Genomic DNA, 20,519 nt, shown 5'->3' on the forward strand with positions numbered 1-20,519 from the left:
TCCGCCAGACTCCAGCATTTCCGCCCGAAGCGGCGCCGAAAGCGCCGCGACAGACAGCCCGAGCACTCAGGCGACAGGCTCCACCAGCAACGCATCGACGCGCTGGAAACCTCGTGGCAATTTGCTACCACGGCGACCTCGCTCACCCTTGTAATGCTCCAGATCATCCGGCTTGAGGGACAGGGTACGCTTGCCAGCCTGCAATACAAGGGTCGCCCCCTCGCTGATCACTGCCAGGTCGGTGACATACTCTTCACGGCTGACCACCCGATCACCCGGCACGCCGATGATCTTGTTGCCCTTGCCCTTGCCCAGCTGTGGCAGGTCGGCCACCTTGAACACCAACAGACGGCCCTCGGTAGTCACCGCGGCCAGCCAGTCCTGCTCGCGATCGGCCACCGGGCGCGGAGTCATGACCTTGGCCCCGTTGGGCAGGCTGAGCAGGCCTTTGCCGGCCTTGTTCTTGGCCTGCAGGTCCTCGCCCTTGACCACGAAACCGTAGCCGGCGTCGGAGGCCACCACATACAGGGCATCGTCCTCAGGCAACAGCACGCATTCGAAGGTGGCGCCTGACGGGGGTGTCAGGCGACCAGTCAACGGCTCGCCCTGGCCACGGGCCGACGGCAGGCTGTGGGCGGCCAGCGAATAGCTGCGACCGGTGGAATCGATGAGCACGGCGAACTGGTTGGAGCGTCCGGCGGCGGCGGCCTTGAAACCATCTCCCGCCTTGTACGACAGCCCCGTGGCATCGATATCGTGACCTTTCGCGCAGCGCACCCAGCCCTTCTCCGACAGCACCACGGTCACCGGCTCGGTCGGCATCAGCTCGTTTTCCGACAGGGCCTTGGCCTCGGCACGCTCGACGATCGGCGAGCGGCGATCGTCGCCGTAGGTCTCGGCGTCCTTGATCAGCTCGCTGCGGACCAGCTTGCGCAACTTGGCATCGCTGCCCAGCAGGGCCTGCAGCTGCTTCTGTTCTTTGAGCAACTCGTCCTGCTCGCCACGGATCTTCATCTCTTCCAGGCGCGCCAGCTGACGCAGGCGAGTCTCCAGAATGTAGTCGGCCTGGATCTCTGTCAGGTCGAAGCGGGCGATCAGCGCCTGCTTGGGGTGTTCCTCGGTGCGGATGATGTGAATGACTTCATCCAGGTTGAGGAACGCCGTGAGCAAGCCTTCCAACAGGTGCAGGCGCTTCTCGACCTTGTCCAGACGGTGCTGCAGGCGGCGACGAACGGTACCGATCCGGTACTCGAGCCACTCCAGCAGCAGCGCACGCAGGTTCTTCAGCTGCGGGCGACCGTCGAGGCCGATGATGTTGACGTTGACCCGGTAGGTGCTCTCCAGCTCGGTAGTGGCGAACAGGTGCTGCATCAGTTCGCCAGCATCGACGCGGTTCGAGCGCGGGATGATGACGATGCGGCACGGGTTCTCGTGGTCCGACTCGTCGCGCAGGTCGGCGACCATCGGCAGCTTCTTGGCCTGCATCTGCGCGGCGATCTGCTCCAGCACCTTGGCCCCGGACACCTGGTGCGGCAGCGCGGTGACGATGATGTCGCCATCCTCGACGCGGTACACCGCACGCATGCGGATCGAGCCCTTGCCGGTCTCGTAGAGCTTGAGGATGTCGGCGCGCGGCGTGACGATCTCGGCCTCGGTCGGGTAGTCCGGGCCCTGGATGTGCTCGCACAGCTGTTCGATGGTGGCCTTGGGCTCGTCGAGCAGGCGCACGCAGGCGCTGGCCACTTCGCGCAGGTTGTGTGGCGGCACGTCGGTAGCCATGCCCACGGCGATGCCGGTGGTGCCATTGAGCAGGATGTTCGGCAGGCGCGCCGGCAGTACCGCCGGCTCCTGCAGCGTGCCGTCGAAATTCGGCACCCAGTCCACGGTGCCCTGGCCCAGTTCGCCGAGCAGCACTTCGGAATAGCGCGAAAGACGCGCCTCGGTGTAACGCATGGCGGCGAACGACTTCGGATCGTCCGGCGCACCCCAGTTGCCCTGGCCATCGACCAGGGTGTAGCGATAGCTGAACGGCTGGGCCATCAGCACCATGGCCTCGTAGCAGGCCGAGTCGCCGTGGGGGTGGAACTTGCCGAGCACGTCGCCGACGGTACGCGCCGACTTCTTGTGCTTGGAATCGGCGTCGAGTCCCAGCTCGCTCATGGCATAGACGATGCGCCGCTGGACCGGCTTGAGGCCGTCGCCAATGTGCGGCAGGGCGCGGTCCATGATCACGTACATGGAGTAGTTGAGGTAGGCCTGTTCGGTGAAGTCGGCCAGGGAACGGCGTTCGACGCCTTCGAGACTGTCCAGTAAGTCGCTCATGCGAGCCTCGTCATTTCAGGTTCTGGCGCAGCAGCATGGTGCCGCCGCGCTGGGTGAATTCAAGTTGTTTCAGGGCGCTCATGCCCAGCAGCACGGCCTGGCCATCGAGGCCGGGAACCACCAGCGCGCGCACGTCGCGCAGGTGGATATCGCCCAGTTGCAAGCTGTCGAGGCGGGTGCGGTAGCCTTCGGTGCGACCATTGGCGGTGCTCAGCTGCACCGGGGCGCCGCGGGCCAGCTCAAGGTCGCGGGCCAGGGCTTCGGGGATCGCCACATCGGTCGCGCCGGTATCGAGCATGAAATGCACCACCCGCCCATTGATCGCGCCATCGGCAACGAAATGCCCCTGGCCGTTGCTCAGCAGGCGCACCTCGATGAAGCCATCGCCCTGCTCGCTGTGCACCACGGTATTGGGATTCTGCTGACGCGCCTCCCACTGGCCGAAAAAGCGCGTGGCGAGGAACATCGCCGCCGCCCAGGCGACGATCATCAGTACCCTGCCCGCGCGCTTGCCCGGTGGCTGGCTCATGGCTTGGCGCTCCAGCCGCCTTGCGGCGCGTCGAAGCGCCAGACGATCGGCCGGGTCTCGCCATCCACACGCGGACGGTCGTTGTTGTCCACGCCGATCCAGGCTCCGGCTTTATCGATCACCAGCGCCTCGGCCAGGCCATAGGGTTGCGAATAACGACGCGACTCCACCAAGGCGTCGGCGGCGAATGACCAGCAGCGCTCCACCGCGCCGCTGTCGACATCGCGGCGGCAGATGCGGTAGGCATTGCGCTCGAGAGTGAACAGCTTGCCCTCGAACCAGGCCAGGTCGGCAAAGTCACGGGATACCGGGCGCGCCTCGGGGAACTGCGGCGGTTGCATCTCGACGCCGGCTTCGCTGAGCAGCACGCAGCCGCGGCCACAATTCCAGACCGACTGCTGGCGCTGCACGGCGAGCAGGCCGCGCCGCTCACGCTCGGCGGCCAGCCACAGACGGTCGCCCGCCGGGTTGATCGCCAGGCCTTCGAACAACGCATTGAAATGCAGCAGCATGCCGCTGGCCCGGGCCTGGCGGACCATCGCCTGGTCAATCTTCAACCAGCCTGGCTCTCCGTCCACGGGCAATTGCAGCACAGCGGCGTGCGCCTCGCTGACAACGAACAGATTGCCGGCCTGATCACAGGTGATGCCTTCGAAATCCAGGGCACCGCCGCGGATATAGGACGCCGCCCAATTGCGCGACTTCAACCCCCAGGGCAGGCCGGTATCGGGAGGCGCAGGCGGGGTGAAGGCCAGGGGCTCGGCCTGCCAGGCCGCCGTGTGCTGCGCCAGGCGATAGATGCGGTCGTCATCGCGATCGGACACCGCCCACAACGCCCCCCGGCACCAGGCCAGGCCTGACAGGTTGCCACCGCGCATGCCCTCGACCATGTGCTCGCCGCTGAGCTTGAGCTGGGGCCAGTCGCCCGCCCGGGCCTGCAGGGCGAACAGCGCCAGGCAGGCCATGAGCAACGGACGAATCAAACCAGGACCTCGGCCAGGTTGCCTTTGGTCTCCAGCCAGCTCTTGCGATCACCGGCGCGCTTCTTGGCCAGCAGCATGTCCATGATCTCGGTGGTGCCCTGCACGTCGTCCAGGGTCAGCTGGACCAGGCGCCGGGTGTTCGGATCCATGGTGGTTTCGCGCAGCTGCGGCGGGTTCATCTCGCCCAGGCCCTTGAATCGGGTGACCTGTGGCTTGCCGCGCTTCTTCTCGGCGACCAGACGGTCGAGGATGCCATCGCGTTCCGCTTCGTCCAGCGCGTAGTAGATCTCCTTGCCCAGGTCGATGCGGTACAGCGGCGGCATGGCCACGTAGACGTGACCGGCCTCGACCAGCGGTCGGAAATGCTGGACGAACAGCGCGCACAGCAGGGTGGCGATGTGCAGGCCGTCGGAGTCGGCGTCGGCGAGGATGCAGATCTTGCCGTAGCGCAGTTGCGAGAGGTCGCTAGCGCCCGGGTCGACGCCGATGGCCACGGCGATGTTATGCACCTCCTGGCTGGCCAGGACTTCACCGCCATCGACCTCCCAGGTGTTGAGGATCTTGCCGCGCAGCGGCAGGATCGCCTGGAATTCCTTGTCCCGCGCCTGCTTGGCCGAACCACCGGCGGAATCACCCTCGACCAGGAACAGCTCGGCGCGCATCGGGTCCTGCCCGGCGCAGTCGGCCAGCTTGCCCGGCAACGCCGGCCCCTGGGTGATGCGCTTGCGCTCGACCTTCTTGCTCGCCTTCAGGCGGCGACCGGCGTTGCTGATGGCCAGTTCCGCCAGTTGCATGCCCAGCTCGGGGTGGGCATTGAGCCACAGGCTGAAGGCGTCCTTGACCACGCCGGAGACGAACGCCGCCGCTTCGCGGGACGACAGGCGCTCCTTGGTCTGGCCGGAGAACTGCGGCTCCTGCATCTTCATCGACAGCACGAAGCTGATGCGTTCCCAGACGTCCTCGGGCGCCAGCTTGACCCCACGCGGCAACAGGTTGCGGAACTCGCAGAACTCGCGCATGGCGTCCAGCAGGCCCTGGCGCAGGCCATTGACGTGGGTGCCGCCCTGGGCGGTGGGGATCAGGTTGACGTAGCTTTCCTGGATGCTGTCGCCGCCTTCGGGCAACCACAGCAAGGCCCAGTCCACGGCCTCCTTGTTACCGGCCAGGCTGCCGCAGAACGGCTCGTCGGGCAGGCGCGGGAACTCGCTGACCGAGTCCACCAGGTAGGAACGCAGGCCATCCTCGTAATGCCATTCGACCTTCTCGCCGGTGCCCTTGTCCTCGAAGCTGATGGACAGCCCCGGGCACAGCACCGCCTTGGCCTTGAGCACGTGCTTGAGGCGGCTGATGGAAAATTTCGGCGAGTCGAAGTACTTCGGATCCGGGGTGAAATACACGCTGGTGCCGGTGTTGCGCTTGCCGACCGTGCCGACCACCTCCAGCTCGCTGGCCTTGAAGCCATCGGCGAAGGTCATCTGGTACTCGTTGCCGTCGCGCTTCACGCGCACGCGCACTTGCGAAGACAGGGCGTTGACCACCGAGATGCCGACGCCGTGCAAGCCGCCGGAGAACTGGTAGTTCTTGTTGGAGAACTTGCCGCCGGCGTGCAGCTTGGTGAGGATCAGCTCGACGCCGGAAACGCCCTCTTCGGGGTGGATGTCCACCGGCATGCCACGGCCATCGTCGCTGACTTCCAGCGAGTGGTCGGCATGCAGAATGACCTGCACCGAACGGGCGTGGCCAGCCAGGGCCTCGTCGACGCTGTTGTCGATGACTTCCTGGGCCAAGTGGTTCGGCCGGCTGGTGTCGGTGTACATGCCCGGCCGCTTGCGGACCGGGTCAAGGCCCGAGAGGACTTCGATGGCGTCTGCGTTATAGGCGCTAGCGCTGGGATTGGCCATGGGGTCTCGTCGTCAGTCTGGTGAGTGCAAAAAAATCAAAATAGCGAAAAATCGAGCGCCGCATACTGTCCACGGGCAATGCCGGCGAAGGCCAGCAGCGCCGGCAGCTGTTCGGCGAAGCCCTGGTAGCTGTGATCGCCACCGCCCTGGATGCGCAGGGCGCAGGCGCGGTAATAGCGCTCGGCTTGGCGATAATCCAGGGTTTCATCGGCGGTCTGCAACCACACCTGATAGCGAGCCGCGTCCTGTGGGGCAGGCACTTCCAGTTCGGCCAGGGCGTCCACGTGGTCATGGGTGAGTTCCCAGGCCTCGTCGGTATAGAGGTTGCGCTGGGTACCAAGGTAGCCGTCGAACAGCCGGTGCGGACTGACCGCTGGATTGATCAGCAAGGCCTTGAGCCCGTGGCGCTCGGCCAGGTGGGTGGCATAGTAGCCGCCAAGGGAGCTGCCGACCAGCAAGGGCGCGCCGAGCTCGGCAATGGCGGCCTCCAGCTGGGCAATGGCCTGACGTGGGTGATGGTGCAGGGCCGGGACGCGCAACTGGTCAGGCAGGCCAAGCTGCTGCATCACCGCTTCGAGCTGACGCGCCTTGATCGACAGCGGCGAGCTGTTGAAGCCGTGGATATAGAGGATGGAACCCGACATGCTGCCCCCGGACGCAAAGATGCGCAGTGTAGCGTGTTCGAGGGGCATTGGTTCACCGGCAGGATTTTCGCAACAAATTCTTCAAAGCGACGCCGTCCCACAGGAAATGCGTCGCACTCAATACCCCGGGCTGTCGAAATCCAGCCTCACCTCGAAATCGAGCGCCCGCTCTACCCCAGTCTCCAACCATCCGTCGGCATGCAGCCGCAGCCAACGGTAACCCGGCCGCTCCTCGCTCACCTTGAACGCCTCGCTGCGCGGGGCGAACTGGATGCAGGTCGAAGGCGTGGCAAGGAAGCGAATGCCGTCGCGCACCTCGTCCCACTCCTGGTGGATATGCCCCCAGAGCAGTGCCTTCACCTGTGGATAGCGCTTCACGCGCGCCAACAGCTCATCCGCATTGCGCAGCCCGATCGGTGCGATCCAGGCACAGCCGATATCCACCGGTTGATGATGGCAGCACACCAGGCAATGCCGATCACCGGCCGTGGCCAGGGCCTCGTCGAGAACGACCAGCTGATCCGCCGCCAGCAGCCCGAACGTAGCACCTATCACCGCCGAATCGAGCATGACGATACGCCAGGCGCCAATATCGGTCACCGACCGCACCAGCTCCGGCGCCACCTCGGCCATCACGCGGGCCTCGTCATGGTTGCCCGGCAGCCAGCGTGCAGGAGCACCGAGCGTAGCGGTCAGGTCGCGGAACGCCTGGTAGGAGGCGACGCTGGCATCCTGGGACAGGTCGCCCGTGCAGAGCAGCAGGTCGATGCGCTGCTGTTCACGGCGAACCTGGTCGACCACATGCGCGAGGCTGTCGCGCGTCTTGACTCCCAGTAGCCCGCCCGCCGGGTCGGCGAACAGATGGGCGTCGGTCAGTTGCACCACATGGACAGGTGACGCAGGTGTGAGTGGTTGCGGCAACGGCCGTCTCCTCGAACGGATTCAGCACGGATTATGGCGGCGGATCGGTTTCGAGCAAATACTCGAAACCGACACGCATCACATTTCAGCGCACCGCTTCCAGCTCGTGGCCACACGCCAGGCAATGGCTCAGCCATTCGCCGAGGAACAGGTTGAGCTGGGCTTTCTCGTCCGGCTGGTGCATCGCGGTATTGGGGTACGGATAGATACTGCGCAGGCGCCGGGTATGCTCGGCGCTGACCACTTCGGCCATCCGCGCGTCGTGATACACCTGCACCTCCAGCTCGGGCACCGGCAGCCACGGCAGGCTGTGCTCCTGGCGCACCCGCAAGGTGGTGGTGTAGGGGCAGGCCAGCAACACGTCCAGCACCAGCACGCCGAGCATCTGGTCGCCCTGGGTCATGCCGATGCGCCGCGAGCTTTGCGTGGCGCGCATGTCCGGCAGCAGGCGCATCAGGCGGGCGTAGTTGGCCTCGCAGGCCGTCTGCAGCCCGACCAGGTCGACCCGATAGCGCTCACGCAGCAGGTTCACTTCCACATACCTCGGACTTCGTCACGGTTGAGGGCCAGCCATTGCAGGCCGATGATCGCGGCGGCGTTGCAGATGCGCCCGTCGCGCACGGCCTGCAAGGCGTCCTCGAAGGACCAGACGCGCACGCGAATGTCTTCGCTTTCTTCCTCCAGGCCATGGAGCCCGCCGGCGCCTTCGCTGGAGCAACGCCCCAGGAACAGGTGGACATACTCGTCGCTGCCGCCCGGCGAGGGAAAGTAACGGGTCATCGGCCACAGCGAACTGAAGGTCAGACCGGCCTCTTCCTCGGCCTCCCGATGAGCGACCTCCTCCGGCGCTTCGTCCTTGTCGATCAGCCCGGCGACCATCTCGATGAGCCAGGGGTTGGCGACCTTGCCCATGGCACCGACGCGGAACTGCTCGATCAACACCACTTCATCGCGCTGCGGATCGTAGGGCAGCACGCAGACGGCGTCATGGCGCACGAACAACTCGCGGGTGAACTCGCGGCTCATGCCGCCGGCGAACAGTTCATGGCGCAGGTGCAGCTTGTCCAGTTTGTAGAAGCCCTTGAACAACTGCTCGCGCCGGGCGATCTCGACCTGGGTGGGCATCGAATTCAACGTGTCTGTCATGCAAGTTCCTCATTACCTCGTCTACCGCATCGCGCAATCCTACTCTGCGTGCCGCTCGGTTTCATCCCCTTGCGTCGACCATTCGCGCAGCCGGGACAGGCGCGGCGCTCTCTGTTAGCTTAGTGGCGAACTGAAGGCCGCGCAGGCGGTCCAAGGCCGATTACCCCTGTTGTGAAAGAGGCAACATGACGCTAGTCAAACTGACTTCCCTGGCCCTGGCCGCGCTCGCCCTGAGCGCCTGCCAGAGCCTGTTCACGCCCAACTACCGGGCTCCGCTAGAGGTCAAGCGCGAAGCCTGGGAGCACGTCAAACCCGGCTGCAGCGCGAGCGACTGCCCACTGGTCAATATCGACGTCGTGCACTTCCCGGGGTTGCCCAAGCTCGACGGCATCGTCGAAAAGCGCCTGCTGCAGCTGACCGAGGACAACCAGCGCGGTACTCCGCCGGCCTCGCTGCAAGCCTATGAACAGCAGTACCTGGCCCAGGCCGACAAGCGCAACAGCAGCTACCTGCAGGCCAAGGTACGCGAACAGCATGACGGGCTGGTGATCATCGAGCTGTCCAGCTACCTCGACAGCGGTGGCGCCCATGGCATGCCCGGGCGCGGCTTCATCAACTACTCGCGCAAGCTGGACAAGGTGCTGACCCTGGACGACATGCTGGTGCCTGGCCAGGAGGCGACCTTCTGGAAGACCGCCGAGGAGTCCCACCGCGCCTGGCTGATCAGCACCGGCATGGACAAGGACCCCGAGTTCGTGAAGACCTGGCCGTTCAAGCAGTCGCCGCACATCGCCCTGACCTACGGCGCGGTGGTGATCAAGTACGAGGTCTACGCCATCGCCCCCTACTCCATGGGCCACGTCGAGCTGAAGATCCCCTACCCGCGCCTCAACGGTGTGATCAGGCCCGAGCTGTTTCCCGGCCGCGGCTGAGCGATAGCAGCCCGTGCAGTACCCCTGCCAGCAGCAGTGCCGGCAGGGTCGCTCCCAGCTCCGGCGCCTCGCTCGCCATCAGGTGATACGCCGCGACACCCGCCGCCCAGGCCAGCAAGGCCTGCCAGTGCACCCCCTCCACCACTGCCGGCAGACGGCGGCGGCGGATCACGAAGTGGTCCACCAGCACCACGCCGAACAGCGGTGCGAACACCGAACCGATCAACAGCAGGAAATTCTGGTACTGGGCCAGCGGCGCCAGCAGGGCGATCAGGGTGCACAGCACACCGATGGCCAGGGCCAGGTGCTCGACCTTCAGCCTGACCAGCAGCCCGGTGGATACAGCTGCCGAGTGAATGTCGGCAAAGGCGTTCTCCGATTCGTCGAGCAGGATCAGCAACAGCGGAATACCCAGGCCGGCACCGGCCAGGGCCAGCAACAGCGCATTCACTTCACCGCTCGGAGCGAAGGCCAGGGTGTAGGCCACGCCCAGGCTCATCAGCCAGGCGTTGCCGATGAAAAAGCCCAGCGCCGTCCCGCCGAACACCCGGCTGGCGCGCTGGCCGAAACGCGAGTAGTCGGCGATCAGCGGCAGCCACGACAGCGGCATGGCAATGACGATGTCGAAGCCCAGCGCCAGGGACAGCGAGCCATCCCCCGGGCGGCGCCACAGATCGGCCAGGTCGGCCTTGGCGAACAGATTCCAGGTCAACCAGCAGCAGGCACCGAGCAGCAGCCAGATCCCCCACCGGCGCAGGACCTTGCGCACGAACGCCAGCGGGCCGCTGACCGCCAGCAGGGTGGCCAGGGCGCCGAAGCACAGGGTCCACAGCAGCGGGCTGCTCCAGCCGCTGCCCTCGCCGAAGGCACGTGCGCCCAGCAGGCTCGCGGCATCGCGCATGACGATGATCTCGAACGAGCCCCAGCCCACCAGTTGCAGCAGGTTGAGCAAGGCTGGCAAGCGCGCGCCGTGGCTGCCCAGCGTCAGGCGCAAGGTGGCCATGGCCGAGAGGCCGGTGTCGCTACCGATCACCCCCGCTGCGGCCAGCAGCAACACGCCCACCGCTGTGCCGAGGGTGATCGCCAGGATCGAGCCGGCCAGGCCCAGGCCCGGCGCCAGCAGGGCGCCGACCTGCAGGACCATCAGGCCGATGCCAAGGGAAAACCACAGCGAGAACAGGTCGCGGGCGCCGAACTGGCGGTGATGGGCGGGGACCGGGTGGTCGGGGGAGAAGTGGCTGGGGGTGGTCATGTGGGTGCTCGCCGGGAATATTGTGGGTGTTGCTGGCGAGGACTGCGTCCTCGTATCGCGACACAAGGCCGCTCCTGCAGGGACCGCGCAGGTCTTGAGCCTTGCGCGGTCCCTGCAGGAGCGGCCTTGTGTCGCGAAAGGGCCGCAACGCGGCCCCCAAGGTCTACTTACACCTTCTGGTACAACTGGCTGCCTTCCTGGCGGAATCGCTCGGACTGCTCGCGCATGCCCTGCTCGACCGTCACATCCACGGTCTCGATCTTGGCGGCGTACTCACGCACTTCCTGGGTGATCTTCATCGAGCAGAACTTCGGCCCGCACATCGAGCAGAAGTGCGCGACCTTGGCCGACTCCTTGGGCAGCGTTTCGTCGTGGAAGGACCGCGCAGTGTCCGGGTCCAGGCCGAGGTTGAACTGGTCTTCCCAGCGGAACTCGAAGCGCGCCTTGGACAGCGCGTTGTCGCGGATCTGCGCGCCGGGATGGCCCTTGGCAAGGTCGGCGGCGTGCGCGGCGATCTTGTAGGTGATGATGCCGGTCTTCACGTCGTCCTTGTTCGGCAGGCCCAGGTGCTCCTTGGGCGTGACGTAGCAGAGCATGGCGCAACCGAACCAGCCGATCATCGCCGCGCCGATACCGGAGGTGATGTGGTCGTAGCCCGGGGCAATGTCGGTGGTCAGCGGGCCGAGGGTGTAGAACGGCGCCTCGTCGCAGCACTCCAGCTGCTTGTCCATGTTCTCCTTGATCAGTTGCATCGGCACATGGCCGGGGCCTTCGATCATGCACTGCACATCGTGCTTCCAGGCGATCTTGGTCAGCTCGCCGAGGGTTTCCAGCTCGCCGAACTGCGCGGCGTCGTTGGCGTCGGCGATCGAGCCCGGGCGCAGGCCGTCGCCCAGCGAGAAGCTGACGTCGTAGGCCTTCATGATTTCGCAGATCTCGTCGAAGTGCGTGTACAGGAAGTTCTCTTTGTGGTGCGCCAGGCACCACTTGGCCATGATCGAGCCGCCGCGACTGACGATGCCGGTGACGCGCTTGGCGGTCAGCGGCACGTAGCGCAGCAGGACGCCCGCGTGGATGGTGAAGTAGTCCACGCCCTGCTCGGCCTGTTCGATCAGGGTGTCGCGGAACAGCTCCCAGGTCAGGTCCTCGGCAACGCCATTGACCTTTTCCAGGGCCTGGTAGATCGGCACGGTGCCGATCGGCACCGGCGAGTTGCGGATGATCCACTCGCGGGTTTCGTGGATGTGCTTGCCAGTGGACAGATCCATGACCGTGTCCGAGCCCCAGCGGATGCCCCAGGTCAGCTTGGCCACTTCTTCCTCGATGGAGGAACCCAGGGCGCTGTTGCCGATGTTGCCGTTGATCTTCACCAGGAAGTTGCGGCCGATGATCATCGGCTCAAGTTCCGTGTGGTTGATGTTGGCCGGGATGATCGCACGGCCACGGGCGATCTCTTCGCGAACGAATTCGGGGGTGATCTCTTTCGGAATGCTGGCGCCGAAGCTGTGGCCGGCGTGCTGCTGATCCAGCAGGCCAGCGGCGCGGGCCTCCTGCAGCTTCATGTTCTCGCGGATGGCCACGTATTCCATCTCGGCGGTGATGATGCCCTGGCGCGCGTAGTGCATCTGCGTGACATTGGCACCGGCCTTGGCCCGGCGCGGGTTGCGCACGTGGGCGAAGCGCAGCTTGGCCAGCTCGCCGTCGTTCAGGCGCTGCTGGCCGAAGTTCGAGCTCAGGCCGGCCAGGCGTTCGGTGTCGCCACGCGCGTCGATCCAGGCCGAGCGCACATCGCCCAGGCCCTTGCGCACGTCGATGATGACGTTAGGGTCGGTGTACGGGCCGGAGGTGTCATACACCAGCACCGGGGCGTTCTTCTCGCCGCCGAAGTCGGTGGGGGTGTCGTGCAGGCTGATCTCGCGCATGGGCACGCGGATGTCCGGGCGCGAACCCTGGACATAGACCTTGCGCGAATTGGGCAAAGGTTGCACGGACTGCTGGTCGACTTGCGCCGACTCGCTGAGGTGGATCGTTTTTTCTTGTTTGCTCATCACAGGCTCTCCAGACAGCTTCCTAGCGGATGGAATGTCGGGGAGAACCTGAAAGGCGCGGACGCACCCCTTGACGGGGGGCAGTGCCGGATATGGGGTGCCGTGGGCTGCATGCAACCGTGACGATCCCGGACCTGGCACAAGAGGCTCCCGGGATGTGAGAGCAATCTTGTTCCCTACGCAGGCGCTAACCTGATCAGGTTCAACGGGATCCGCACCTCTGCGATCTCAGCCTTTGCTTCAAGGCACCCCGACAAGAACATGCGCAGTCTAGACTGGAGTGGTCGGCAAAGCCAAGCAGGTAAATCCGGGGGTGATAAATGGCGCAAGCGGCGGATTGTTGATGGAGACGCGCGGCACTACACTGGCCCATCGCTCGATACCCGACAGTACAGTAAATAAATCTTGATCAAGGATTGCCCTATGCTGCGCAAACTCTCACTGGCGATCGCCGTGTCTTGTGCGTCCACCGGAGTGGCCTGGGCCGTGGACACGCCCACGACGGTGAAGACCGACCTGGTCAGCGTCTATCAGGAAGCGGTCGACAACAACGCCGACCTGGCCGCCGCCCGCGCCGACTATGGCGCCCGCCGCGAGGTGGTGCCCCAGGCCCGCGCCGGTTTGCTGCCCAATCTGTCAGCCGGTGCCGAGATGATGAACACTCGTACCAAGCTCGACGAACCCTCGGTCACCTCCAACCGCAGCGGCAATTCCTGGAGCGCCACCCTGGCGCAGCCGATCTTCCGGGCCGACCGCTGGTTCCAGCTGCAGGCAGCGGAAGCGGTCAACGAGCAAGCCGCGCTGGAGCTGTCGGCCACCGAGCAGAATTTGATCCTGCAGACCGCCGAGAACTATTTCGCCGTACTCCGGGCACAGGACAACCTGGCCTCGACCAAGGCTGAAGAGGCGGCGTTCAAGCGCCAGCTCGATCAATCCAACGAACGTTTCGACGTCGGCCTTTCGGACAAGACCGACGTGCTGCAATCGCAAGCCAGCTACGACACCGCCCGGGCCAACCGGATCATCGCCGAACGCCAGGTACAGGATGCCTTCGAGGCGCTGATCACCCTGACCAACCGCCAGTACAGCGCGATCCAGGGCGTGGTCCACACCCTGCCGGTGCAGGTGCCGACCCCCAACGACGCCAAGGCCTGGGTCGAGACCGCCGGGCGGCAGAACCTCAACTTGCTGGCGACCAACCATGCCGTGGCGGCAGCCGAAGAGACCGTGCGCCAGCGCAAGGCCGGCCATGCGCCGACCCTCGACGCGGTGGCCAGGTACCAGAAGGGCGACAACGACAATCTCGGCTTCACCAACCCTTCGCAGAACGGGGTGCGCTACGGCGGCGACGTCGAACAGACCAGCGTCGGCCTGCAGCTGAACATTCCGATCTACAGCGGCGGCCTGACCAGCTCGCAAGTGCGCGAGGCCTACTCGCGCCTGACCCAGACCGAACAGCAGCGCGAAAGCCTGCGCCGCCAGGTGGTGGAGAACACCCGCAACCTGCACCGCGCGGTGAACACCGACGTGGAGCAGGTACAGGCGCGCAAGCAGTCGATCATTTCCAACCAGAGCGCGCTGGAAGCCACCGAGATCGGCTATCAGGTCGGTACCCGCAACATCGTCGACGTGCTCGACGCGCAGCGCCAGCTGTACACCTCGGTGCGCGACTACAACAACAGCCGCTATGACTACATCCTCGACAACCTGCGCCTGAAGCAGGCCGCCGGCACGCTGAGCCCGCAGGACCTGCAGGACCTGGGGCGATACCTGAAGGCCGACTACAACCCGGACAAGGATTTCCTGCCACCGGACCTGGCGGCCGCAGCGGCGAAGAATTTCGAACGCAGGCCTTGAGCCAAGGGAGCACACGGGCGCTCTCATGGAACAAATCGTAACTCATTGATTTAGCTAGGCCCTGTGGGAGCGGCCTTGCGTCGCGAAAGGGCTGCGCAGCAGCCCCGGAAATTTCGATGGAGGCTCGAAATCAGGGGCCGCTACGCGCCCCTCTCGCGACGCAAGGCCGCTCCCACAGGAGACAGTTGCCAGCACAACAGCGCAGCCCGAAGGGCTGGGCGATCTCCCACTGGGATCGCACCGCCTCACAGATCAGCGGATCAGCGTAGCCAACCCCTCCAGCAGCCGTTGCAACGCCCCCTGGTTGGCCTGCATCACCGCCCTCCCCGCCTCGCCCATGCGCCGGGCATCCTGCGGCAGTTCCACCAACCGGCGCACCGCCCCGGCCAATCCGTCGGCGTCGTCCACCAGCTGCAACGCCCCCGCCTCGCGCAACATGGCGCTGATCTCGAGGAAGTTGAACACGTGCGGGCCCATGATCACCGGTAGCGCCAAGGCCGCCGGCTCCAACGGGTTGTGCCCGCCGGTGGGCACCAGGCTGCCGCCGACGAAGGCGATATCGGCCAGGGCATAGAGGAACAGCAGCTCACCCATGGTGTCGCCCAGCAGCACCTGGGTCTGCGCCGTCACCGCATCGCCAGCCGAACGACGCACCGTGGCGAACTGCCCGGCACACAGCCCGTGCACCGCGTCGAACCGCTCCGGATGACGTGGCACCAGGATCAGCAGCGCATCGCTGTGTGCCTCGAGCAGCTGGCGATGGGCATCGAGGATCAATGCATCCTCGCCCTCGTGGGTACTGGCGGCGATCCATACCGGGCGCTGACCGGCGCCCCACTGCTCCCGCAGCTGACGAGCGCGGGACAGCAACTGGTCGTCGATCTTCAGGTCGAACTTGATCGAGCCGGTCACCTGCACGCATTCACGCCGGGCGCCAAGCCCGAGGAACCGTTCGGCCTCGGTCTCGGTCTGCACCGCGATCAGGCTCATCTCTTCCAGCATCGGCCGGGTCAGGCCGGCGAAGCGGGCATAACCACGGGCCGAGCGCTCGGACAACCGGGCATTGGCCAGCGCCACCGGAATACCGCGCCTGGCGCACTGGTGAATGTGGTTCGGCCACAGCTCGGTTTCCATGATGATGCCCAGCTGCGGACGCACATGATCGAGGAAGCGCCCCGCCGCCCACGGCAGGTCGTAGGGCAGATAGCAGTGCTGCACCCGAGGCTCGCGCTCGAACATCGCGCGGATGCGCTCGGAGCCGGTCGGGGTCATGCAGGTGAGCGTGATGGGCAAGTCCGGGTACTGCTTGAGCAGGGCTCGGACCATCGGCGCGGCGGCGATGCTCTCGCCCACCGAGACCGCATGGACCCAGATGCCGCCCTGGCGCATCGGCGGCAACCCGCAGGCGAAGCGCTCGGCAATGCGCGCACGATACGCCGGCGCCTTGCGCCCGCGCAGGAACAGGCGCAGCGCGACCAGCGGCAGGCCCAAGTGAAACAGCAGGGTATAGAGGGTTCTGTTCATGGCCGCGGAGTTTACTAGGAACTGGATGAAAAGGCCTGTCAGCCAATGGCCCGCAGGTGCACGGCAAAGCGCTCGGCCAGCCATTGCGCCGCCGGCCCCAGCGGCTCGTCACGGCGCCAGGCAAGCTCCGCGACCAGCGCTGGCGGGCGCCACTCGCTGTCCAGCTCGACCATCTGCGTCTGGTAAGTGGGGTACTGCACCACATGACGCGGCAGCCAGGCCCAGCCCAGGCCGCGCATCAGCAGTTCGGCCATGGCGTAGAAGCTATCGGCGCGCCAGACCTGCGGGCTGATCGCTTCGCCACCGGGATAACCGCTCTGCTGTGGGGTGATCAGCAACTGACGGTGCCGTGCCAGCTGCTGCCGACTGACCTTGGCCAGGTTCGCCAGCGGATGATCGATGGCGCACACCGTGACCATTTCGACGCTGCCCAGCGCCCGCCGCTCCAGCGAAGCGGGAATGCTTTCGTGGTGAAAGAACAGCCCCAGGTCGGCACGCCGCTCCACCAGCTTGCGCGCCACGTCACCCTGGGCACCGCTGGCCAATTGCACTTCCAGATAGGGATAGCGCGCAGCCAGTTCGTCGAGGCTGTCGATCACCGGCTGGTAGGGCATCGCCTCGTCCTGGGCGACGCGCAACAGCGCCTCCTGGCCGCGCATCAAGGCCAGTGCCCGACCATCCAGGCGCTCGCACTGGCGCAACACTTCACGGGCATCCTCCAGCAGAGCAGCGCCGATATCGGTCAGGCGCGGCTGACGGCCACTGCTGCGCTCGAACAGGGTCACCCCCAGGTCCGCCTCGAGCATGGCGATGGCGTTGCTGATCGCCGATTGCGCCTTGCGTTGCTCACGGGCCACGGCGGAAAACGAGCGCAGTTCGGCGGTCCGCACGAACAGGCGCAATTGCTCCAGGTTCCAGTGTTCGGTCATCAGCAACCCATCTCCAAAACAGATAGGTAATGACTTTACCGCATTCATGGATCGCCTAGAATGCCAAGCCAGCAACGGAGGACCCGCACCATGAACGCCTATACCTATCTCGCCATCGCCATCTTTGCCGAAGTCATCGCCACCGCGTCCATGAAAGCGGTCAAGGGCCTGAGCACGCCGCTGCCGTTGCTGCTGATGGTGTGTGGCTATGGCGTGGCGTTCTGGATGCTGACCCTGGTGGTGCGCAGCATCCCGGTGGGTATCGCCTATGCCATCTGGTCGGGGCTGGGGATCGTGCTGATCAGCGTCGCCGCGCTGGTGATCTACGGGCAGAAGCTCGATATCCCGGCGATGCTGGGCATGGCCATGATCGTCGGCGGCGTGGTGGTGATCCAGGTGTTCTCCAATACCGCCGGGCACTGAGGCTCCCACGCCCGGACTCGGGTCACAGCCTGTATACTGCGCACCTGTCTCCGCTTTAGAGGTGCCCGCATGCCATCCGCCATTTCCACCGACGTGCTGATCGTCGGCGCCGGGGTCGCAGGCCTCTGGCTCAATGCCCGCCTGCGTCGCCTGGGCTATTCGACCGTGCTGGTGGAGCGCGCCAGCCTGGGCGGCGAGCAGACCATCAAGTCGCAAGGCATCATCCATGGCGGCACCAAGTACGCCCTGCACGGTGCCCTGACCGGCGCCTCCGAGGCCATCGCCGACATGCCGCGCCGCTGGCGCGAAGCGCTCGCCGGCAACGGCGAGCTGGACCTCACGGATACCCGCTTGCTGTCCGACGCCCACTACCTCTGGTCCCCCGGCACCCTCGCCGGCAACCTCACCAGCTTCTTCGCCAGCAAGGCCGTGCGCGGCCGAGTCGACCAGGTCAAGGGCGAGCAACTGCCTCCCGCGCTGCAGGACCGTGCCTTCAAGGGCAAGGTGTATCGCCTGGCCGAGCTGGTCATCGACGTGCCCAGCCTGCTGGCCAACCTCGCCCGGCTGGCGGGCGACAGCCTGCTGGCCGGCGAGCGCATCGAGCCGCTGCGCGAAGGCGACGAGCTGGCCGGGTTGATCGTCGATGGCCGTGAGATCCGCGCCCAGCGCGTCGTCCTGAGTGCCGGCAGCGGCACCGAGGAGCTGCTGCATGCCCTCGGCCTCGGCCAACCCGCGATGCAACGGCGCCCGCTGCACATGGTCCTGGCCAAAGGGCCGAACCTCAAGCCGCTGTACGCCCACTGCCTCGGCGGCGGCCCCAAGCCACGCATCACCGTGACCACCCACCCTGCCGCCGATGGCCAGTGGGTGTGGTACCTCGGCGGCGACATCGCCGAAGCCGACGGCGTCGCCCGCGAGCCCGCTGCGCAGATCGCCGCGGCGCAGAAGGAAGTCGCCAGCCTGCTGCCCTGGATCGACCAGGGCCAGGTGCGCTGGGCCACCTTGCGCGTCGACCGTGCCGAGCCCGCGCAGTCGGGCCTGGTGCGTCCGGACAACGCCTTCCTCGCCGACCAGCAGCGCCTGCTGGTCGGCTGGCCGACCAAGCTGGCCCTGGCGCCGGACTTCGCCGACCGCGTCCTGGCCAGTTTCGAGCGCGACGGCATCCGCCCCGCCAACCAGCCAGACCTCACCGACCTGCCCCGCCCGCCGCTGGCCGTGCCGGCCTGGGAGCAACTGCTGCCATGAGCCTGCCGACCCTGCACACGCATCACCGCCCGCTGGGCAGTACCGGCCTGCGGGTATCGCCACTGGGCCTGGGCACGGTCAAGCTTGGCCGCGACCAGGGCGTGAAATACCCCAACGGTTTCACCATCCCCGATGACGAGAGCGCCCGCCTGTTGCTGGCCCAGGCCCGCGAGCTGGGCATCAACCTGATCGATACCGCCCCGGCCTATGGCCGCAGCGAGGAGCGCCTCGGCCCGTTGCTGCGCGGCCAGCGCGACGCATGGGTGATCGTCAGCAAGGTCGGCGAAGAGTTCGAGGACGGCCAGTCGCACTTTGATTTCAGCGCCGCTCACACCCGTCGCTCGGTCGAGCGTAGCCTCGCGCGCCTGGAGACCGACCGCATCGAGCTGGTACTGGTGCATTCCGACGGCAACGACCTGGCGATCCTCGAACAGGAAGGGGTGTATGAAACCCTTGCCGCGCTCAAGCAGGAAGGCAAGATTCTCGGCTATGGTTTCTCCGGCAAGACCGCCGCCGGTGGCCTGAAGGCGCTGGAGCAAGGCGACTGCGCGATGGTCACCTACAACCTCAACGAGCAAGCGGAGCGACCGGTGCTGGACTACGCTGCCGAGCACGGCAAGGCCATCCTGGTGAAGAAGGCCCTGGCCAGCGGGCATATCTGCCTGGCCCCGGGCGTCGATCCGGTGCAGGCCAGCTTCGAATTGCTGTTTGCCCACCCGGGCGTGAGCAGTGCCATCGTCGGCACCATCAACCCGGTGCACCTGGCCCACAACGTGGCCACCGTCGCCCGCATCCTGGGCCGGCCCTGAGCCGCCCGGGCGGGGGCCCAACGCAAGGAGGAGCCTCGTGCCGCGTACGCTGATCCGCAAGAACCCGAGCAACTTCAAGACCCTGCCGCTGCATGTCGAAGCTACGCCCGAGAGCCTGACCTACCAGAGCATCGGCATGCCGCTGAACTTCGCCCAGACCCTGCAGCGACGCAAGGCCATACAGTTGCCCGACCACGACCGCTTCGTGGTGGAGCTGGCCAATCTCGGCGTGTCGGTGCGGCTGACCCTGCACTGGCAAGGTCGCGACTACTGGGTGCTGGTGCGCCAGCGTCGGCAGGACCGCGGCGATGTGGTGCTCAAGCTGATCTCAGGCTACGTGCCCGCCCACGAACTGAACCTGCCGCTGCACACCGCCATCCAGGAAGTGGCCGAGGAATGCCTGCTCGAAACGCCGGAAGGCTGGCTCGGCGGACGCTTCAACGACACCTGGCTGCCGGCCCCCTACGCCGCCGCCCTGCACTATCGCGAAGCGCTGCCGTTCGTGCTCACGCCCGAGTCCGGCGCCGCGCGCGCGGTGCACTGCGCCAACCTGATGCTGCTGGAGCGGCCACGGGCCTACGTGCACCTGCCCACGGCATCGCTGCAACTGATCTACGACCTGCGTCTGCAGGTGCCAAAGGAGGCCAAGTCGCTCAGCCTTTTCCATGTCGATGAACGGCTCGAAGGCGACCAGCTGGTGGCCCGGCTCAATCGCAAGCGTCCCGACCTGTACCTGATGCCACTCAAGGATGGCCAGCCAACGGCCGAACTCTTCACCCTGAAGAAGGACCAGCTGCTGCCGGCAAGCACGCGTGGGCTGTGGCTGGCCGAGAGCTTCGCGCGCCAGGAGGGTTGGGTGGTGCGGGATGAGCGGGTACGCTGGAGGGACTGGCTGAAGCAGCAGGGGCTGGTCGAGAGCAAGCCGGCCCAGCCGTCACACCTGGAGCGGTTCAGCGACAAGGCACGGGAGTTGCTCGCTCGGGCACGAACCACGCTGAATAAATGATCGAGGGGCAATCCTGCTCCCACGATGGCTCGCGGGGCGGGATTGTCC

Annotated in this window: 18 protein-coding genes and 1 riboswitch; of the genes, 6 read left to right on the top strand and 12 right to left on the bottom strand. The window is 66.0% G+C overall.

Translation table 11 applies throughout. The annotated features are described in order from the left end of the window. Positions 1-66: 66 nt before the first annotated feature. The 8 genes from parC to N7422_RS25800 all read right to left on the bottom strand — a co-directional run bounded on the left by parC (position 67) and on the right by N7422_RS25800 (position 8,446). On the bottom strand, positions 67-2,322 hold the full coding sequence (gene parC, locus N7422_RS25765) for a DNA topoisomerase IV subunit A (RefSeq protein WP_279809165.1): 2,256 nt from the start codon (positions 2,320-2,322) through the stop codon (positions 67-69). Positions 2,323-2,332: 10 nt separating this feature from the next. Continuing rightward, on the bottom strand, positions 2,333-2,851 hold the full coding sequence (locus N7422_RS25770) for a TIGR02281 family clan AA aspartic protease (protein ID WP_279809166.1): 519 nt from the start codon (positions 2,849-2,851) through the stop codon (positions 2,333-2,335). Next, entirely contained in the window at positions 2,848-3,834 is a 987-nt protein-coding gene (locus N7422_RS25775; RefSeq protein WP_279809167.1) for an esterase-like activity of phytase family protein, read from the bottom strand. Before N7422_RS25775 ends, N7422_RS25770 begins: the two co-directional genes overlap by 4 nt. Then, entirely contained in the window at positions 3,831-5,735 is a 1,905-nt protein-coding gene (gene parE / locus N7422_RS25780; protein ID WP_279809168.1) for a DNA topoisomerase IV subunit B, read from the bottom strand. Before parE ends, N7422_RS25775 begins: the two co-directional genes overlap by 4 nt. 35 nt (positions 5,736-5,770) lie before the next feature. Continuing rightward, positions 5,771-6,379, bottom strand: coding sequence for a YqiA/YcfP family alpha/beta fold hydrolase (locus N7422_RS25785; protein ID WP_279809169.1), 609 nt, complete (start codon positions 6,377-6,379; stop codon positions 5,771-5,773). Between the two features lie 117 nt (positions 6,380-6,496). Further along, the gene (gene cpdA, locus N7422_RS25790; protein WP_279809170.1) at positions 6,497-7,300 is read right to left on the bottom strand and encodes a 3',5'-cyclic-AMP phosphodiesterase; all 804 of its coding nucleotides are present in this window, start codon (positions 7,298-7,300) and stop codon (positions 6,497-6,499) included. 85 nt (positions 7,301-7,385) lie between these two features. After that, on the bottom strand, positions 7,386-7,838 hold the full coding sequence (locus N7422_RS25795; RefSeq protein WP_279809171.1) for a DUF1249 domain-containing protein: 453 nt from the start codon (positions 7,836-7,838) through the stop codon (positions 7,386-7,388). Beyond that, positions 7,829-8,446, bottom strand: a complete 618-nt coding sequence (locus N7422_RS25800; RefSeq protein WP_279809172.1) for an NUDIX domain-containing protein — start codon at positions 8,444-8,446, stop codon at positions 7,829-7,831. Before N7422_RS25800 ends, N7422_RS25795 begins: the two co-directional genes overlap by 10 nt. A 185-nt stretch (positions 8,447-8,631) precedes the next feature. On the opposite strand from N7422_RS25800, the gene N7422_RS25805 reads away from it, so the two are divergent. Further along, positions 8,632-9,378 carry an RsiV family protein gene (locus N7422_RS25805; protein ID WP_279809173.1) on the top strand — a complete coding sequence of 249 codons (747 nt, stop codon included), beginning with the start codon at positions 8,632-8,634 and terminating at the stop codon, positions 9,376-9,378. On the opposite strand, the gene cytX is transcribed toward N7422_RS25805, so the two are convergent. Next, on the bottom strand, positions 9,347-10,630 hold the full coding sequence (cytX, locus tag N7422_RS25810; protein WP_279809174.1) for a putative hydroxymethylpyrimidine transporter CytX: 1,284 nt from the start codon (positions 10,628-10,630) through the stop codon (positions 9,347-9,349). The two genes, N7422_RS25805 and cytX, sit on opposite strands and share 32 nt — an antisense overlap. Before the next feature lie 167 nt (positions 10,631-10,797). After that, entirely contained in the window at positions 10,798-12,678 is a 1,881-nt protein-coding gene (gene thiC / locus N7422_RS25815) for a phosphomethylpyrimidine synthase ThiC (protein ID WP_279809175.1), read from the bottom strand. Positions 12,679-12,834: 156 nt separating this feature from the next. Then, positions 12,835-12,941: riboswitch (TPP riboswitch) on the bottom strand. Between the two features lie 160 nt (positions 12,942-13,101). Here thiC and N7422_RS25820 point away from each other — a divergent pair. Beyond that, positions 13,102-14,535: a TolC family outer membrane protein gene (locus N7422_RS25820; RefSeq protein WP_279809176.1), complete on the top strand. Its 1,434-nt coding sequence runs from the start codon at positions 13,102-13,104 to the stop codon at positions 14,533-14,535. 252 nt (positions 14,536-14,787) lie between these two features. Here the strand turns inward: N7422_RS25820 and waaA are convergent, their stop codons facing one another. Then, the gene (gene waaA / locus N7422_RS25825; protein ID WP_279809177.1) at positions 14,788-16,059 is read right to left on the bottom strand and encodes a lipid IV(A) 3-deoxy-D-manno-octulosonic acid transferase; all 1,272 of its coding nucleotides are present in this window, start codon (positions 16,057-16,059) and stop codon (positions 14,788-14,790) included. A gap of 38 nt (positions 16,060-16,097) precedes the next feature. Continuing rightward, complete coding sequence (locus N7422_RS25830) at positions 16,098-16,988, bottom strand: LysR family transcriptional regulator (protein ID WP_279809178.1); 891 nt, start codon at positions 16,986-16,988, stop codon at positions 16,098-16,100. A 90-nt stretch (positions 16,989-17,078) separates the two neighbouring features. On the opposite strand from N7422_RS25830, the gene N7422_RS25835 reads away from it, so the two are divergent. From N7422_RS25835 to N7422_RS25850, 4 genes are all read left to right on the top strand, one after another. Further along, positions 17,079-17,411, top strand: a complete 333-nt coding sequence (locus N7422_RS25835; RefSeq protein ID WP_279809179.1) for a multidrug efflux SMR transporter — start codon at positions 17,079-17,081, stop codon at positions 17,409-17,411. A 69-nt stretch (positions 17,412-17,480) separates the two neighbouring features. After that, positions 17,481-18,656, top strand: a complete 1,176-nt coding sequence (locus tag N7422_RS25840; protein ID WP_279809180.1) for an FAD-dependent oxidoreductase — start codon at positions 17,481-17,483, stop codon at positions 18,654-18,656. Continuing rightward, the gene (locus N7422_RS25845) at positions 18,653-19,465 is read left to right on the top strand and encodes an aldo/keto reductase (RefSeq protein ID WP_279809181.1); all 813 of its coding nucleotides are present in this window, start codon (positions 18,653-18,655) and stop codon (positions 19,463-19,465) included. Before N7422_RS25840 ends, N7422_RS25845 begins: the two co-directional genes overlap by 4 nt. 37 nt (positions 19,466-19,502) lie before the next feature. Beyond that, positions 19,503-20,471 carry a metal ABC transporter ATPase gene (locus N7422_RS25850; protein ID WP_279809182.1) on the top strand — a complete coding sequence of 323 codons (969 nt, stop codon included), beginning with the start codon at positions 19,503-19,505 and terminating at the stop codon, positions 20,469-20,471. Positions 20,472-20,519: the final 48 nt, after the last annotated feature.

The organism is Pseudomonas sp. GD04091 (assembly GCF_029836165.1).
Classification (GTDB): Bacteria; Pseudomonadota; Gammaproteobacteria; order Pseudomonadales; family Pseudomonadaceae; genus Aquipseudomonas.